This window comes from Paenibacillus sp. ALJ109b (genome assembly GCF_010747435.1).
GTDB lineage: Bacteria > Bacillota > Bacilli > Paenibacillales > Paenibacillaceae > Paenibacillus > Paenibacillus taichungensis.
This window is the reverse complement of sequence record NZ_JAAIFP010000019.1, coordinates 188,658-201,624: the sequence shown is the minus strand read 5'-3', so window position 1 is coordinate 201,624 and position 12,967 is coordinate 188,658. Positions and strand designations below refer to the sequence as shown.

Below are 12,967 nucleotides of genomic sequence, written 5' to 3'. Positions count from 1 at the left end.
CAGGCTTATATAAAATCTTAATATAAGCGGAACCAAGAGTTACACGGCAACGAAGTGGACAGAAGCCTAATTAAGCGAAGCATTCTATCTAAACTTTGGCTTAGCATCTTAATTGGAAGAAATGTGGATGTAGTGGAGGGGACGGAATCGATTCTGAAGAAGCGGTAGCGTTCGCCTTTATCCCCGGATTTTATCCTATGAAATAGGATTTCAAAAAAAATCTGGGGATAACAGCGATCGAAAGAACGATCCGTACCCGTAACGGCTGCCCACGCAGGTAGTCTGTCAGCGGAGTGCTTCAGTGTAATGATAGTTAGTTCAGCTTATATACCCCCAAATCGAAAGGAGCATTTCCCATGAACCAGACTGAATTGGAACAAAACATTGTAAAAGCATTGGAAAACAACCCTTTTTGCAGTTTCTCCACGGTGGAGAATGGTAAACCGAAATCTCGCTATATGGCGCTTTTCAACGATGGAATGAACATTCATCTGGCGACAAACCGCCGTACGCACAAGGTAGAGGAGCTGGAGAATAATCCGAATGTCAGCCTTTTGCTAGGTTATGAAGCGGGTGGCTCCAAGGAAGTGGTCGAGATTGAAGGAACGTGCGAAGTGACAAAAAATGAAGGTTTGCGAGAACAGGTATGGAATGATGAACTAAAAGCTTGGTTTGACGGCCCGAACGATCCCAATTATGTCATTCTGGACATTACCCCGAATCGGATTGAATACACCGACAAAGATCATGAGCATCAGGTGTGGGAGCAGTAATTTTAGATATTGAAAATCACCTTTTCTGAGTGGAAGGCCATGCCAACTATTTGGAAAAGATATAGCCAACCGTGAACGCCATAAGGCTTCACGGTTTTTTGATATGGGTCGATTCAGCTAATATGGATATAGATGTAAGACACATGTAATATACGTTTTTAACAGCGTGAGTAAACTATTTTCATTCAAAAAGATGCAAAAGATGTCGAAATCACGCATGTTATTGTAAACTGGGGCAGGTATGTGCGGATAACGTAAAAAATAATGCTTTTCAATGGCTGAACATTGCGTTATGATTTGGAATGTAAACGATACGCACAGATATGAATAGATGTTCATGTGAGATAAACTAACCTGAGATTCTGAACCATACGATCGGAAAATCAGTACGCACAACCCATGAGATCTTTCACATTTCTGCGCTTATTCGTTTGCTCACTAATGCATGATTCAATGTACATAACCGGGAGGGGTTATTTTGAGAAAGAGTAAAAAAGTATTATCAAGCCTGACTGCCGCTTTGGTTGCATTAAACGTGCTTGCGGTATTTCCGGTACCTGTATCGGCAGCGGACGCTACCAAGGTTAAATTGCGGATCATGGAAACAACGGACATTCACGACAACCTGATTAACTATGACTACTATTCCGACAAAGAGACAGACCAGTATGGTCTGGCGAAGACAGCTACACTGATCAAAAAAGCCCGTGACGAAGCGAAGAACAGCTTGCTGTTCGACAACGGTGACCTGATCCAGGGTAACCCGCTCGGGGATTATGTAGCGAAGATTGATCCACTCAAAAAGGGTGAGACTCACCCTGTATATAAAGCGATGAACCTGCTCGATTATGATGCAGGAAACATCGGTAACCATGAGTTTAACTATGGTTTGGACTTCCTCGACATGACGCTGGAAGGTGCGAATTTCCCTTACATCAATGCCAACGTTTATGTAGATGACGGTGACGACGATGAGACGAATGACAAGAACTACTTTACCCCGTATAAAATTTTAGACAAAAAAGTTACCGACGAGAGTGGCAAAGAGCACACGATCAAGGTGGGTGTCATCGGATTTGTACCACCACAAGTAATGCAGTGGGACAGCGCTAATCTGGAAGGCAAAGTCATTGCCAAAGACATTATCGCTACTGCGAAAAAATTCATTCCTAAAATGAAGGCTGAAGGTGCCGACATTATTGTAGCTATTCCTCACTCCGGTTTTGAGGATATTCCACAAACGGATCTGATGGAAAACTCGGTATTGTATCTGAGCCAGGTTGAAGGCATTAATGCCATTCTGTTCGGACATGCCCATAAAGTATTCCCGAGCGCTGATTTTGCCGGTAAAAAAGGTGTAGACCTTGAAAAAGGTACAATCAATGGTGTTCCTTCCGTTGAACCAGGCTTCTGGGGTGACCACCTTGGAATTATCGATCTGGATCTGGAACTGGTAGACGGTAAGTGGAAAGTGGCAGACTCCAAAGTGGAGGCACGCCCTATCTATGACACAGCTAACAAAAAAGCTCTGGTAGATGCTGATCAAGAGATCGTTGACGCTGTTCATGACGAACATGAAGGTACGCTTGAGTATGTGCGTGGCCCAGTCGGCGAAACGACAGCTCCAATCAACAGCTTCTTTGCACTGGTTCAGGATGATCCATCCATCCAGATCGTAACCAATGCACAGAAATGGTATGTCGAAAAACATATGCAAGGAACAGAATACGAAGATATCCCTGTATTGTCTGCAGGAGCTCCGTTCAAAGCAGGCGGACGTTCAGGTGCTTCGTACTACACGAATATCCCTAAAGGCACCATTGCGATTAAAAACGTAGCTGACTTGTACGTGTATCCAAATACGGTACATGCTGTGTTGGTTAATGGCGCTGAGCTGAAAGAATGGTTGGAATGGTCTGCTGGCCAATTTAACCAGATCGATCCGGCAAAAGGTGGACAGCAACAATTGGTCAATATGGACTTCCCAACGTATAACTTCGACGTTATCGATGGTGTTACGTACCAAATTGATGTAACTCAACCAGCGAAATACGATGGCAAAGCAACGATTGTAAATGCTTCAGCTAACCGGATTAAAGACCTGAGCTTCAATGGCAAACCGGTTGATCCAGCACAAAAATTCATCGTGGCAACGAATAACTATCGTGCTTCTTCGTCCAAACTGGCTAACCCGGACGGTAAACGTATCGTCTTGGCTGCACCGGATGAGAACCGTCAAGTTATCATTGATTACATCCGTGAGAACAAAACGATTAACCCGACAGCAGACGGCAACTGGTCGCTTGCACCAATTAAGCCTTCAGCAGGAGTAACGGCAGCTGCAATTAACGATCTCGAAGTGGTATTCGCTTCTTCCCCAGATGCCAAAGCGCTGGTTGAAGCAAACCCGGCGATGTCCTTCATCGGTACGAACGATGATGGTTTTGCTGAGTATGGTTTGAAATTGACAGGAGAAGCAACAACGACTCCAGAAACAGGTACGGAGCCAACTCCAACGCCTACGAAGCCAGACCCAACTCCAACTAAACCTACAACCAAACCACAACCTGAGAAACCAGCTGGTGGCAAAGTGGTACATGTAGTGAAAAAAGGAGATAACCTCTACCGCATTGGCTTGAAATACGGTGTGGACTGGCGCAAGCTGGTTTCCGTAAATAAAATTACAAATGTGCACAACCTTAAAGTTGGACAGAAAATCGTAATTCCCGCTTCTTAAGATTATTTAGCGGTAAATGAAGACCGACAGTCATCAGACTGTCGGTCTTTTTCATGCTATGCTGATACGTTAATGCTTCAGTAACCGTCATAGTTGAAGTCACCAAAACAGTAGAGATAAATTTTAAGACCCATGCTATAATATTTACAAACTTTGGGTATATACCAGTAAACATTAATGAGATAGAATCACAAACTGGCAAGGGGGTTCTACATGAATTGCAGTGGCTGCAGTCCAATTCATCCTATAGAGGATCAAGGTACCCTGTATATGCGTCCCATCTCCCCCGCTTTGCTTGAAGCACTGCAAAAGCAGGGAAGACATGTCGAACATTCGGATGAACTCATCTGGATGCATTTTATGAATCTTGAATCTGCACAACATTGTATTGAGGACATTCTCAAGATTGAAGCAACCCTGCCAGAGAAGTTAACGGTTCAGATCACTCCACTGTATGGCCAGGCAGATGCTGATAGCTGGATTAGTCTCTCCATGCAGGCAGCTCGACTCAAACATGCGGATCTGGTCTCCATTATCCTGGAGCATCAATTCAGCAGTCATATGCAGCCGATCGTAGATGCATCGGAGCAGATTATCGGATTTGAATTTTTACTTCGTCCTGCTGAACAGGGTAGACCCTTCAGTGCGTATGAATTATTTGAAGTGGCACGGGATACCGGATTGCATTCTTTTCTAGATCGGTCAGCACGTATTGCTGCCATTGAGACGAGTGCCGTTCTTTTACGGCATGGTGTCAAACGTTTCGTGAATTTCCTGCCTTCCTCCATCTATAACCCCGAATATTGCCTGACACACACATTTGAGACGATTGAACGCCTTTCGCTAGACCCTAAGGATTTTGTGTTTGAAGTGGTGGAAACGGAACAGATTCAGCATATGTCCATCTTGAAGCATATTTTTGAGGTGTATCGTTCTCATGGAATGTCGGTTGCCTTGGATGACGTGGGGGCCGGATTCTCGACGATCGAAGTAATGAATCGGCTTAAGCCGGATTTTGTTAAAATAGATCGGAGTCTCATTGATCATTGTGATCATGATTTGAACAAACAGCAGCAAATTATCGATATTGTTGAGATGTCACGTCGATTTGGCGGGCGGGTACTAGCTGAAGGCATTGAACGAATCGAGGAATTTGAATTCTGTCGATCCGTGGGTATTGATTTGGCACAAGGGTATTATTTTGGTAAGCCAACCGCATATCCACCACAAGGTCCCTACGGAAAAACCTCTGCGTGAATGCAATAAAATATAGTCGTACCAACAAGTCACTTCGTATGATCGGAGTGGCTTGTTTGACATGCTATGTAAATTTATAAATACGCTCCCTCAGCCGATATATAGGATAGGCTTTTAGATTAGATGGGGGTCTATGTGACACCTTATTTAGTCAGGTTGGAGAGGTCCTACATAAAAAAAGAAAAAGGGCAGATGTATATTTGGAGGGGGAGAAGCAAGATGGGGAACATTCGGGGGAATGAGCAAGAAAAGGCAGCAATCAAGCCAGCCAAGCCCAAAGATAATAAACCGAAGAAGAAAAACAAAAAGAAAAAAGGCTTCGTCTGGAGCATAAGGAACAAATTATTGGTATCCTTCCTGGCGGTACTACTTTTGCCGAGTCTAACCATTGGGATCGTTACGATGCTTATCGCTGATCATACGGTGGAAGACCAGCTGATGGATAGTGCCAAACAAAGTGTAGACACAACGAATTCAATTATTGGAACACATGTGGATGCAAAGATCCATGATATCAATTATTTTGCCAGTTTGATTGTGACTGACATGATTAAAGGACAAGATGAAAGCCCTGAGCTTGAGACGAAATTGAAACAGTATCTTGGGCTGCATCCGGATGCTATAAATATCTTTGTGGGGACCAAAGAGGGAGTCATGGTTCGTGGCAAGGAATCTGCAGGAAGCTCACAAGGGTCCGCTTATGATCCTCGGGAACGAGAATGGTACAAGCTCGCAATGGAGAAACCGGGTACTCCAGTAGTGTCCCCTGTATCCAAGAATACGGACGGCATTGCAGTTGTATTTGTCTCCAAAACGCTTGATGATCAATCCGGTGTAGTAGGTCTCTCCCTGGATCTGACCGAACTGCGTGAGCAGGCTTCGATTAAAGTGGGCAGGGACGGGTACGTCATCATTATGGATGCGGACAAAAATTATATCGTATCTCCAGTCGTGGAAACTGGTACACAGGAGCAGTCGACTACCTTGGATGCGATGTTCGAGAGCAAGGAAGGCGAATTCAGTTATATCTATAATGGTGATTCAAAGACCATGATTTTCTCTACTAATGAGGAAACCGGGTGGAAAATTGGCGGTACAATGTTCAAGAGTGAAATATTAAATGCAAGTAAAGACATTCGAATGGCTACCCTGTTGGTCCTTCTGACGGCAACCTTCTTAACGTTGATATTTATTATCTGGTTTACACGTTCGATGCTGCGTCCGATTAAACGTCTGCAGGAATCCGCCAGATCCGTAAGTAAAGGCGACCTGACGGTAAAATTGGACACAGGACGCAAAGATGAGGTAGGCGATCTGGCGAAGTACTTTGAACGAATGGTCGACAATCTGCGCATGATGATTCTGGGTGTGCAGGAAACGGCAGAGCAGGTATCTGCCTCTTCGCAGGAATTGTCCGCCAGTGCAGATCAAACAACCAAAGCCATTGAGCATTCAACGCTGGCTATTCAGGAACTTGCCGAGGGTGCCGAGCAGCAAGTGAAGAGTGTATCGGATGGATCAGGACAAATGAGCCAAATGGCGGAAGATGTTCGCATGATGTCTGAGCGTGTGCAATCCATTACAACGAATATGCGTCATACATCTGGAGCGGCCTATTCAGGTAATGAGGCTGCAGGTCAGGCAGTAGAGCAGATGAATAGCATTCAGGAAACGGTAGAACAGCTGGCGACGGTAGTTCAGTCATTGAATGCACGGTCCGTAGAAATTGGCAGCATGGTAGATGTGATTGCTACCATCTCGAAGCAGACCAATCTGCTGGCTCTGAATGCTTCCATTGAAGCGGCAAGAGCGGGAGATGCTGGCCGTGGTTTCGCTGTCGTTGCGGGTGAGGTGCGGAAGCTTGCAGAGGAATCGGGAAGCTCGGCTGCACAGATCGGTGAACTTGTTCATAATATCCGTCAGGACATGGATGCTGCCCTGATAGCTATGAATTCAGCTCAGACTCGAGTTGGGGACGGAATCCAGGCCGTGAATACGTCTGGGCAATCCTTTGCCCAGATACGAGAGGCTGTAGAGGATGCTGTTCATACGCTGGATGATTTGTCCGAAACAACGAAGCAATTGGAGCATGGTGCATCCCACGTTGCCAAAGCAATGAACGATATTTCGATCGTGACCCAAGAATCTGCTGCGAATACGGAATCCGTCTCGGCGTCTTCTCAGGAACAACTGGCATCTGTGGAGGAGATCGCTTCGTCTTCGGCACATCTGAACAGTATGGCCGAGCAATTACAAGGATTGTTGGGTATGTTCAAAATGGTAGAGGACACGCCGAAGGATGGGGACAAGTCCTAACCATTAGGCGATATCTTTATATCTCAGTTTCTATAGAAGTTAGAAGGAAATAAAGATAGACATTTCTCCTGCAGCCCTGTATAACTATAGCGTCTGGTTTATCCGCAAGAATTGCGGTGTAATCATATCTGGCAGGCCATTCTTATATCATGCTCCAAAACATGATGAATATATCGGCGCAGGAGGCTTTATGACATATGTAGCAATTCTGATTTTTGTCCTGACCATCACATTGGTTATCTGGCAACCACGCGGATTAGGTATTGGTTGGTCCGCCATGGGTGGAGCTTTGCTAGCATTGATGTGTGGTGTCGTCAGTCCGAACGATGCCTCTGATGTAGCGTCCATCGTATGGAATGCAACGCTCGCTTTTGTCGGCATTATTATGATTTCATTAATACTCGATGAGACAGGTTTCTTCGAATGGGCCGCTCTTCATATGGCAAGGTTGGCAGGAGGAAATGGACGTAGGCTGTTTATCTATTCCATTTTGCTCGGGGCGGCGGTGTCGGCGCTCTTTGCCAATGATGGTGCAGCGCTAATTCTTACCCCGATTGTGCTCGCGATGGTACGTGCTTTGAAGTTCGATGAGCGCATGGTGCTTGCTTTTGTTATGGCTAGTGGATTTATCGCGGATACAACGTCGTTGCCGCTGGTCGTCAGCAACCTGGTGAATATCGTATCTGCGGATTATTTTGGTATTACATTTGTGGAGTATGCGGTGCGGATGATCGTACCCAATCTCTTTTCCATCGTGGCGAGTACAGGGATGTTGTTCTTGTTTTATCGCAAAAGCATCCCGCTTCGCTACGATATCTCTGCAGCACGTGATCCCAGGGAAGCTATTCGTGATCCGCGGATGTTCCGCATCGCCTGGTTCATGCTGGTGCTGCTGCTCGTGGCCTATGCTTCCAGTGAGTTTTTGCCGATTCCCGTATCGGTTATCGTTGGTGCCGTAGCTCTTTTGTTCGCTATATTGGCAAGAAAGAGCGAAGCTGTGGACCTGAAACGCGTGATCAAAGAAGCCCCATGGTCCATTGTCGTGTTCTCAGTTGGCATGTATATCGTGGTGTATGGACTGCGCAATGCCGGCTTAACCGATCACCTAAGCCGCTGGCTTGATACTATCGCAGACCATGGTCTGTTGGCTGCCTCAGTGGGAATGGGCATGATCGCAGCGATATTGTCATCCGTAATGAACAATCTGCCCACCGTGTTGATTAACGCACTCGCGATTCAGGGTGCACACACCGAAGGTATTGTGCGTGAGGCGCTGATCTATGCCAATGTGATTGGTTCCGATCTGGGTCCCAAAATGACGCCAATTGGTTCACTTGCGACATTACTGTGGCTGCATGTGCTGTCCCGCAAAGGTGTGAAAATTACTTGGGGATATTATTTCAAGGCAGGCATCATCTTAACCATTCCCACACTATTAATCACCTTGGCCGGATTAGCGTTATGGCTATGGATTCTAGGTTAGTAAAATCGCATTTTACACTAACAATTATCATATGATCCAACTTATTGTAAAAAGCTGCTCTCATACGCTGGTGCTACCTACTAGCTATGAGGCAGTTTTTTTTGTTTCTTCTATAGAAGAAACAAATTCTTTTTCTACATTAAAACATGTACACAAAGGACAGCCATCTATAGTGCTGGCCTTCTCTTTTTGTCACCCCTCAGGCTGAGGATTAAAATGCCTGGGACCCCACCAGCGCTGACACAGCGCAGGGAACGGAACGAGTGTGTAAAAGCGAAGCGTTCGCCTTTATCCCCGGATGTATTCCTTTAGAAAAGTAAATCATATAAATCCGGGGATAACAGCGATTGAAACAACGTCCGTTCCCGGAGCTGCCACTTTAGCGCAATTTGTCTCAGATGTATTTCAATCCACAGCCCAACATTTTTAACATTGCGTTTACAAAACATTGATTTTGAGATGACATAACGAAACTACAATGAATAAAGAGTTGATGGTGAACAAAAATAAAAGTAAATCACCGTCACTAAATTGGGGGAGGAAAACAAAACATGTTTAAAAAGTTGCCGTTCATTTTGATGACCTTAACGTTCGTACTGGTTCTCGCAGCATGCGGATCGAAAAATGACGCTGGTACAGAGGGAAGCAATGGTTCCACAGGAGAAACTGCTACTGAACTTAGCGGTAACATTCTGGCTGTTGGATCAACAGCACTGCAACCTCTGGTAGAGCAAGCTGGACAAAAATTTATGGCAGTTGATGAATATAAAAACGTAACGGTACAAGTGCAAGGCGGCGGTAGTGGTACTGGTTTGACACAAGTATCCGACGGACAAGCTACAATCGGTAACTCTGACGTATTTGCAGAAGAGAAAATCGATGACGCAGCAAAAGTAAGCGAACTGAAAGATCACCAAGTGGCTGTTGTAGCCATCGCTCCAGTAAGCAACAAAGATGCAGGTGTACAAGATTTGACGAAACAACAACTGATCGACATTTTCTCTGGTAAAATCACAAACTGGAAAGATGTTGGCGGTGCTGATCAAGCGATCGTTATCGTAAACCGTCCTAGCAGCTCCGGTACTCGTGCAACATTCGAGAACTTTGCACTGGGAACAAAAGTGGAAGATATCCAAGGTTCTATTCAGGAAGATTCCTCTGGTACAGTTAAAAAGCTCGTAGCTGAAACGCCGGGCGCAATTGGTTACCTGGCTCTGTCCTACCTGGATGACAGCCTGCAAGTTTTGAAATACGAAGGTGTTGAAGCAACAGTTGAGAACGTAGAAGCAGGAACTTATCCGGTATGGGCTTACGAGCACATGTACACTAAAGGTGACCCGGATGCAGCAACAAAAGCATTCCTCGACTACATCCTGAGTGACGAAATTCAACAAAGCGACGTGACGGAGCTTGGTTACATCCCGGTATCCGGCATGAAAGTAAAACGTGACGCAGCAGGCACTGTGACTCAATAATCTTTGAACTTGCGCATACAGCGAGAGAGGCGGACCCAGGTCCTGCCTCTTTGCGCGGTTTGCTCTGGATTAATCCCATATTTTGCATGAATTCTACTATAGAAGGATGGTTGTTATGGAACAGACCGAAGGGGGAACGGTAATGAACAACAAGTTGAAACCGCGCCGGCCCTTGAGAGAAAAGCATTATTGGGAAGAGTGGACGGGACGGATCTATACGTCGATTTGTGTCGTTTTCCTGATCGTTGTCATGTTTTCCATCGTTTATTTTGTAGCGTCCAAAGGCTTGTCGACCTTTTTCCAGAATGGCGTAAGTTTACGTGAATTTTTATCCGGAAAAACGTGGAATCCAACGGGGGAACCCGCTGCCTACGGAGCGTTACCGTTCATTACCGGTTCATTCATAACAACATTGCTTGCAGCTCTGATTGCAAGTCCACTTAGCTTGTGTGCAGCGCTCTTCATGACCGAGATTGTACCAGGTAAAGGTAAAAAGATATTGCAACCTGCGATTGAGCTGCTGTCCGGTATTCCTTCCGTTGTATACGGGTTTATCGGTCTCAGTGTGATCGTTCCTTTATTACGCAGCATGTTTGGCGGAGCCGGCGTCGGGATTGCAGCCGGATGTTTGGTTCTGTCTGTTATGATTTTGCCTACTGTAACAAGCATTATGGCAGATGCACTGTCTGCACTGCCGAAAGGTCTGCGTGAATCCTCCTACGCATTGGGGGCAACTCGCTGGCAAACGATCTACCGTGTCATTATCCCGACCGTTCTTCCAGCTTTGTTGACAGGGATTGTACTCGGTATGGCTCGCGCATTTGGTGAAGCTCTTGCCGTACAGATGGTTATCGGGAATGCACCGCATGTACCGACATCACTGCTGGAATCGGCTTCAACGTTAACGAGTGTAATCACCCTGAGTATGGGTAACACCACGATGGGATCTGTTCATAATAATGCACTGTGGAGTATGGCGCTTGTCCTGCTAGTGATGACCTTTGTCTTCGTCATTCTGGTTCGCCTGCTTGAAAGGAGGAACCGGGTATGAAAATGAAGGCTAAAACGGTAGATAAAGTTGCCACATCCGTTATCGTTGTTCTGGCGCTGTTCATTGTTGTTCTCTTGCTCGGTTTGCTTGGCTTCATTCTAGTACGTGGGATCGGACAGATTAACTGGCACTTCCTGACCAGTGCACCACAGTTGCTCAAAGGTGGAGGCGGGATTGGACCGCAATTATTCAACTCCATATTCCTGCTTGTTCTGACTTTGATTATTACGATTCCGCTCGGATGGGGCGGCGGTATTTATATGGCTGAGTACGCCAAGCCGGGCCGGATCACAAGTTTTATTCGACTCGTTGTCGAAGTGTTATCCTCGTTCCCATCTATCGTTATTGGTTTGTTCGGACTCTTGTTAATTGTTAATACATTTGGTCTTGGATTCTCCTTATTATCGGGTGCCATGGCCTTGGCTATATTCAATCTTCCGCTTATGGTGCGGACAACGGAGCAAGCGTTCCGGGCCGTTCCGAAAGAGCAGAAGGAAGCGGGTCTTGCACTCGGGTTGTCCAAATGGAAAATTATTACCTCCATTCTGCTGCCTGTGGCATTGCCAAGCTTAATCACGGGTACGATCCTGGCATCGGGACGGATCTTCGGTGAAGCAGCAGCCCTGATGTTTACAGCGGGTATGAGTAGTCCACCGCTGGACTTCACGGACTGGAATCCAACGAGTCCAAGGTCGCCGATCAATCCATTGCGTCCGGCAGAGACACTGGCCGTGCACATCTGGAAAGTAAACAGTGAAGGTATTGGCCCGGATTCCAAAGAAGTAGCAGCTGGGGCTTCAGCCGTGCTTGTACTTCTTGTGCTGGCGTTCAATCTGAGTGCACGCTGGATCGGTCGGGTGGTTTACCGCCGCATGACAGCTTCGAAATAAGGAGGAACCAATATGGCCATACCTTTTGGTACGGAACAGTTAAGCATATATTATGGGCATTTTCAGGCAGTTAAGCAGATCAGCCTGACTTTTCCCGAAGCCAGTGTAACGGCACTCATTGGACCATCCGGCTGTGGTAAATCCACATTCCTGCGGTCGCTCAACCGAATGAACGACGAGATTGCCGGTTCCCGCACGGAGGGACATATCTGGATGGATGGCAATGATCTGAATGAGCCGGGCACAGATGTAATCAAGCTTCGCCAGAAGATCGGCATGGTTTGGCAGAAGCCGAATCCTTTTCACAAGTCCATTTACAATAATATCGCGTTTGGCCCCCGCTACCGCGGTATCAAGAGCAAGAAGGCACTGGATGAAATTGTGGAAAAAAGCCTGCGCCGCGCTGCGCTCTGGGACGAAGTGAAGGACAGACTGAATGAATCTGCCCTGGCCCTTTCGGGTGGACAACAGCAGCGGCTCTGTATCGCCCGCGCGTTGTCGGTTGATCCGCAGATTTTGCTGCTCGATGAGCCGGCATCCGCGCTTGACCCGGTATCAACGGGTAAGGTGGAGGAGTTGATCTCGGAGCTCAAGAAGGATCTTCGGATCGTAATTGTTACCCATAATATGCAGCAGGCGGCACGCATCTCGGATTATACAGCTTATTTTTATCTGGGAAGCATGATTGAACACGGAGATACGGAACATATTTTCACCAACCCGGACAATCGTCTGACACAAGAATATATTATGGGACGTTTCGGTTAATTGTTATATTGGATGGAGTATGAGATCTAGATAGATTTATAGAGATAGAAGGAAGCATAACACCCGGGCGATGCAGTTCGGGGGTTATGCTTTTTTACATAAGCACGTATTTGGAATAGTTTGCCAAAGTAAAAACAATCATGCTACGATATTTGTAAACGCTACCTTTAATTTGATAAGAGAAGGAGATGTAGATCATAACTACCCATAAGATTTC

The 12,967-nt window shown here is 46.1% G+C and carries 9 protein-coding genes; all 9 read left to right on the top strand.

All coding sequences use genetic code 11. The annotated features are described in order from the left end of the window. Positions 1-356: 356 nt before the first annotated feature. A complete protein-coding gene (locus G3352_RS19875) occupies positions 357-773 on the top strand; it encodes a pyridoxamine 5'-phosphate oxidase family protein (protein ID WP_163759090.1) in 417 nt (138 codons plus the stop codon). 478 nt (positions 774-1,251) lie between these two features. Beyond that, positions 1,252-3,510, top strand: coding sequence for a bifunctional 2',3'-cyclic-nucleotide 2'-phosphodiesterase/3'-nucleotidase (locus G3352_RS19870; protein WP_076290636.1), 2,259 nt, complete (start codon positions 1,252-1,254; stop codon positions 3,508-3,510). A 213-nt stretch (positions 3,511-3,723) separates the two neighbouring features. Further along, entirely contained in the window at positions 3,724-4,767 is a 1,044-nt protein-coding gene (locus G3352_RS19865; protein WP_163759088.1) for an EAL domain-containing protein, read from the top strand. A 219-nt stretch (positions 4,768-4,986) separates the two neighbouring features. Further along, a complete protein-coding gene (locus G3352_RS19860) occupies positions 4,987-7,083 on the top strand; it encodes a methyl-accepting chemotaxis protein (protein ID WP_163759086.1) in 2,097 nt (698 codons plus the stop codon). A 190-nt stretch (positions 7,084-7,273) separates the two neighbouring features. Then, a complete protein-coding gene (locus tag G3352_RS19855) occupies positions 7,274-8,566 on the top strand; it encodes an arsenic transporter (RefSeq protein WP_163759084.1) in 1,293 nt (430 codons plus the stop codon). Positions 8,567-9,117: 551 nt separating this feature from the next. Next, positions 9,118-10,041: a phosphate ABC transporter substrate-binding protein PstS family protein gene (locus G3352_RS19850; protein WP_163759082.1), complete on the top strand. Its 924-nt coding sequence runs from the start codon at positions 9,118-9,120 to the stop codon at positions 10,039-10,041. A 142-nt stretch (positions 10,042-10,183) separates the two neighbouring features. Then, positions 10,184-11,092: a phosphate ABC transporter permease subunit PstC gene (gene pstC / locus G3352_RS19845; protein WP_099858708.1), complete on the top strand. Its 909-nt coding sequence runs from the start codon at positions 10,184-10,186 to the stop codon at positions 11,090-11,092. Positions 11,093-11,094: 2 nt separating this feature from the next. After that, positions 11,095-11,982, top strand: coding sequence for a phosphate ABC transporter permease PstA (gene pstA, locus G3352_RS19840; protein WP_063566305.1), 888 nt, complete (start codon positions 11,095-11,097; stop codon positions 11,980-11,982). Between the two features lie 12 nt (positions 11,983-11,994). After that, positions 11,995-12,750 (top strand): phosphate ABC transporter ATP-binding protein PstB, encoded by a 756-nt coding sequence (pstB, locus tag G3352_RS19835; RefSeq protein WP_163759080.1) that lies wholly within the window; start codon positions 11,995-11,997, stop codon positions 12,748-12,750. Positions 12,751-12,967: the final 217 nt, after the last annotated feature.

Bases quoted from the DNA above. Each gene is read 5' to 3' on its own strand.
- G3352_RS19855 (WP_163759084.1), top strand. From the start codon at position 7,274: ATGACATATGTAGCAATTCTGATTTTTGTCCTGACCATCACATTGGTT.
- pstB (WP_163759080.1), top strand. From the start codon at position 11,995: ATGGCCATACCTTTTGGTACGGAACAGTTAAGCATATATTATGGGCAT.
- pstA (WP_063566305.1), top strand. From the start codon at position 11,095: ATGAAGGCTAAAACGGTAGATAAAGTTGCCACATCCGTTATCGTTGTT.
- G3352_RS19865 (WP_163759088.1), top strand. From the start codon at position 3,724: ATGAATTGCAGTGGCTGCAGTCCAATTCATCCTATAGAGGATCAAGGT.
- G3352_RS19860 (WP_163759086.1), top strand. From the start codon at position 4,987: ATGGGGAACATTCGGGGGAATGAGCAAGAAAAGGCAGCAATCAAGCCA.
- G3352_RS19850 (WP_163759082.1), top strand. From the start codon at position 9,118: ATGTTTAAAAAGTTGCCGTTCATTTTGATGACCTTAACGTTCGTACTG.
- pstC (WP_099858708.1), top strand. From the start codon at position 10,184: ATGAACAACAAGTTGAAACCGCGCCGGCCCTTGAGAGAAAAGCATTAT.
- G3352_RS19875 (WP_163759090.1), top strand. From the start codon at position 357: ATGAACCAGACTGAATTGGAACAAAACATTGTAAAAGCATTGGAAAAC.